Raw genomic sequence first — 3,918 nt, forward strand, 5'->3', positions numbered from 1 at the left:
CACCCTTACCAAGGGTGCGCTCTACCAACTGAGCCATATCAGCACGTCTGGAGCGGGCAGCGGGAATCGAACCCGCATCATCAGCTTGGAAGGCTGAGGTAATAGCCATTATACGATGCCCGCATCCTGAAACTCGGCTACCCAGTTCTTTCTGTAACAAAAAAGAGATTTCTCTCTTTTATGTTCGAGCTGATTAATTTTTTAACCAACTCAGGCGGCGATAACGCTGCCAGAAAGTGGTGGTGGGGGAAGGATTCGAACCTTCGAAGTCTGTGACGGCAGATTTACAGTCTGCTCCCTTTGGCCGCTCGGGAACCCCNGGACTTGATGGTGCCGACTACCGGAATCGAACTGGTGACCTACTGATTACAAGTCAGTTGCTCTACCTACTGAGCTAAGTCGGCATCAAGTAGCGCGCATTTTATGGAGACCTGCGCACTCATGCAACTAAAAAATTGCATAAAATGTTCTATCGCTCACATTTTGCACTATACGTCCGATAAATAATCTATTTCTTCGTATGATTGGACAAATTTCCAACGGCGCCCACCCTTCCAAAGGCAAGTTTTGCGCCGCCATGCGCTCATCCATAGAGAGAAAGTACCTCTTTATACATCTGGAATAGCCGTCACATTGCTTTTCAGGGGATGATTTTTTCTTATTATTCCCCCTCATCTGGTGTTACCCTCCTGCCCATTGTCCAAATTAACTGAAATGTGCGTGCCATTGCGTGCCGGGGATGATTTCGTTTTTTTACCGCAGACCTGATATAGCAATGACAGCCAGACCATGCGTATGAGTATAAAAGAGCAAGCGTTAACGTCGCCTTACCTACAGTTTGATCGCAACCAGTGGGCTGCGCTTCGTGATTCCGTGCCAATGACTCTGACCGAGGAAGAGATTGCTCGTCTGAAAGGCATTAACGAAGACTTGTCGCTGGAAGAAGTTGCCGAAATTTATTTGCCTCTATCGCGTTTGCTAAATTTTTACATCAGTTCGAACCTGCGACGTCAGGCGGTGCTGGAGCAATTTTTAGGCACTAACGGCGAGCGTATTCCTTATATTATTAGCATTGCTGGCAGCGTCGCCGTTGGCAAAAGCACCACAGCTCGTGTTTTACAGGCACTATTGAGTCGCTGGCCTGAGCATCGTAAGGTTGAGTTGATTACGACCGACGGTTTTCTTCATCCTAATCAGGTGTTGAAAGATCGTGGACTCATGAAGAAGAAAGGCTTCCCTCAGTCCTATGATATGCACCGCCTGGTTAAATTCGTTTCCGATTTGAAGTCAGGCGTACCTAACGTCACGGCGCCGGTCTACTCTCATCTTATCTATGATGTGATCCCTGATGGCGACAAAACCGTTGCCCAGCCTGACATATTAATACTCGAAGGGCTTAATGTATTACAGAGCGGGATGGATTATCCTCACGATCCACATCATGTATTTGTTTCTGATTTTGTCGACTTTTCTATTTATGTTGATGCGCCAGAAGAATTACTCCAGACGTGGTATATCAACCGCTTCCTGAAATTCCGCGAAGGGGCATTTACCAACCCAGACTCTTATTTCCATAATTATGCGAAATTGTCGGAAGATGAGGCAATCAACACGGCTACATCGTTATGGAAAGAGATTAACTGGCTGAATTTAAAACAAAATATTTTACCAACGCGTGAGCGAGCCAGCTTGATTATGACCAAAAGCGCCAATCATGCCGTTGAAGAGGTCAGGCTACGTAAATAAATTAATAAGGGGAGCTACAGCTCCCCTTATTATTATTCAGCACTTCTGAGCGATATTTCTCCGCCCATCCAGGGTTTTATCACGCCATTTTGTTCAAGCAATAATGCGCCTTGTGCATCTATTCCACGCGATACCCCAAATATTTCTTTATCGCCAATAATGAGTTTTACCGGACGGTCGATAAAGTTGTCCAACTTCTTCCAGCGGGACAGATAAGGTGCCAGGCCCTCATGTTCAAACAGTACCAGCGCAGCACGCAGCTCGCGGATCAGTCGGGCAGCAAGGGTATTGCGGTCAATATTAATTCCCGCTTCCTGGAGATTAATCCAGCCCTGATTAACGACATTCTCTTCTACCCGGCGCATGGCCATGTTAATACCCGCACCGATAACAATTTGCGCGGCATCGCCCGTCTTACCCGTGAGTTCAACCAAAATTCCGGCCAGTTTACGATCGAGCAGATAGAGATCGTTCGGCCATTTCACGCGAACTTTATCCGCACCCAGATCGCGTAAAACCTCCGCCATGACAATACCAATCACCAGACTCAAACCAATTGCGGCTGCCGGTCCTTGCTCTAGTCGCCAGAACATTGAGAGATACAGATTGGCGCCAAACGGCGAGAACCACTTACGTCCGCGACGACCACGACCGGCCTGCTGATACTCAGCGACGCAGGCATCCCCTGACTCCAGTTGACCAATGCGATCCATCAGGTACTGGTTGGTTGAGTCGATAACCGGCAGAACCGTGACATTCCCCCTATCCAACTGAGAATGAATCAGTGATGAGTCTAATAACTGGATAGGCTCAGGTAAGCTGTATCCTTTACCGGGAACAGTAAATACATCAACGCCCCAGTCGCGTAGCGTCTGAACATGCTTGTTGATTGCCGCGCGGCTCATTCCCAGCTGTTCACCAAGCTGCTCACCGGAATGAAATTCACCATCGGCTAACAAGGAAATAAGCGTCAGGGGGACGGTATTATCTTTCATGCGATGATCTCCACAGCATTCACTTCACCCTGTGGGCCAATAAATCTGACCTCAGGTTCAAGCCAGACATTGAATTTCTCACCGACGTTTTGGCGTACATGATGCGCTAGTTGCACCACATCCTGACTGGTCGCACGGTCTGCATTGATCAGTACCAGTGCTTGCTGCTGATGTACCGCTGCACCACCAATACGCATGCCTTTTAGCTGGCATTGATCGATAAGCCAGCCGGCAGCCAGTTTCACTGAACCATCAACCTGTGGGTAATGAGGCGCGGTCGGGAATTTAGCCAGCAGTTCCTGCGCAACGTGCGCTGTAACAACCGGGTTTTTAAAGAAACTACCCGCATTACCGTTAACTTTCGGGTCGGGCAGCTTTGTTGTGCGCATATGACAGACAGAATCAAAAATCTGCTGAGGCGTCACGGTTGCGGGATCCAGACGAGTCAGGTCACCATAAGTGAGAACGGGCTGCCACTGTTTAGGCAAGCGCAGACCAACGGCAACAATTGCGAAACGATCCTGGTATTCATGCTTGAAGATGCTGTCACGGTAACCAAAACGGCATTCCGCGGCGCTGACGCGCAGATGTTTGCCGGTTGACAGTTCAACGCAGTCCACATATTCACAGACACGCTGCAGCTCCACACCATAAGCACCAATATTCTGAATGGGAGATGAACCGACGCATCCGGGAATGAGTGCCAGATTTTCCAGCCCTGGCATACCTTCTTGCAGCGTGTGCTGTACCAAATGATGCCAGTTCTCACCGGCACCTACGTGCAAATGCCACGCCTCAGGTTGTTCTGTGATCTCAATACCCTTGATTCGATTGACGATCACCGTTCCATGGAAGGTATCGAGAAACAGGACGTTACTCCCCTCGCCCAGGATCAGTACTGGATGATGTGATGCATTCGCTGATTGCCAGGCATTCAGCAGTTGTTGCTCATTTTCGGCGCAGACAAACTCATTAGCTTGTTGATCGATACCGAAGGTGTTCCAGGCTTTAAGGGAGTGATTCATAGACGCTTTCCTGATGCAAAATCGCACTTAGTTTACCGCATATGCCGCAGGATGGCTTGTGTTATGGAGGCGAGGGGGTTGCTTTGGTAGGCCGCATCCGGCAGGTGTCATTTCGCACAGACGCAAAAAAGCCCATCCGGCAGGATGGGCTT

General features: G+C 49.0%; 3 protein-coding genes, 2 tRNA genes and 1 pseudogene. 2 read left to right on the forward strand and 4 right to left on the reverse strand.

Annotated features, from left to right (window positions below; all coding sequences use genetic code 11):
• Positions 1-48: 48 nt before the first annotated feature.
• Both FDW96_RS15200 and FDW96_RS15210 read right to left on the reverse strand, forming a co-directional pair.
• Positions 49-123 (reverse strand) — tRNA-Gly (locus FDW96_RS15200).
• A 205-nt stretch (positions 124-328) separates the two neighbouring features.
• Positions 329-404, reverse strand: a tRNA-Thr gene (locus FDW96_RS15210).
• A gap of 19 nt (positions 405-423) precedes the next feature.
• On the opposite strand from FDW96_RS15210, the pseudogene FDW96_RS25435 reads away from it, so the two are divergent.
• Positions 424-504: pseudogene (locus FDW96_RS25435) on the forward strand (hypothetical protein); the annotation flags it as partial.
• 291 nt (positions 505-795) lie between these two features.
• Positions 796-1,746 (forward strand): type I pantothenate kinase, encoded by a 951-nt coding sequence (coaA, locus tag FDW96_RS15220; protein ID WP_032940924.1) that lies wholly within the window; start codon positions 796-798, stop codon positions 1,744-1,746.
• Positions 1,747-1,778: 32 nt separating this feature from the next.
• Here coaA and birA read toward each other — a convergent pair whose 3' ends face one another.
• On the reverse strand, positions 1,779-2,741 hold the full coding sequence (gene birA / locus FDW96_RS15225; protein ID WP_042314244.1) for a bifunctional biotin--[acetyl-CoA-carboxylase] ligase/biotin operon repressor BirA: 963 nt from the start codon (positions 2,739-2,741) through the stop codon (positions 1,779-1,781).
• Positions 2,738-3,766: a UDP-N-acetylmuramate dehydrogenase gene (gene murB / locus FDW96_RS15230; protein ID WP_137365915.1), complete on the reverse strand. Its 1,029-nt coding sequence runs from the start codon at positions 3,764-3,766 to the stop codon at positions 2,738-2,740. The genes birA and murB overlap by 4 nt, the downstream gene beginning before the upstream one ends.
• Positions 3,767-3,918 lie beyond the last annotated feature (152 nt).

The sequence above is a fragment of the Citrobacter sp. TBCS-15 genome, assembly GCF_005280815.1.
GTDB lineage: Bacteria > Pseudomonadota > Gammaproteobacteria > Enterobacterales > Enterobacteriaceae > Citrobacter > Citrobacter werkmanii.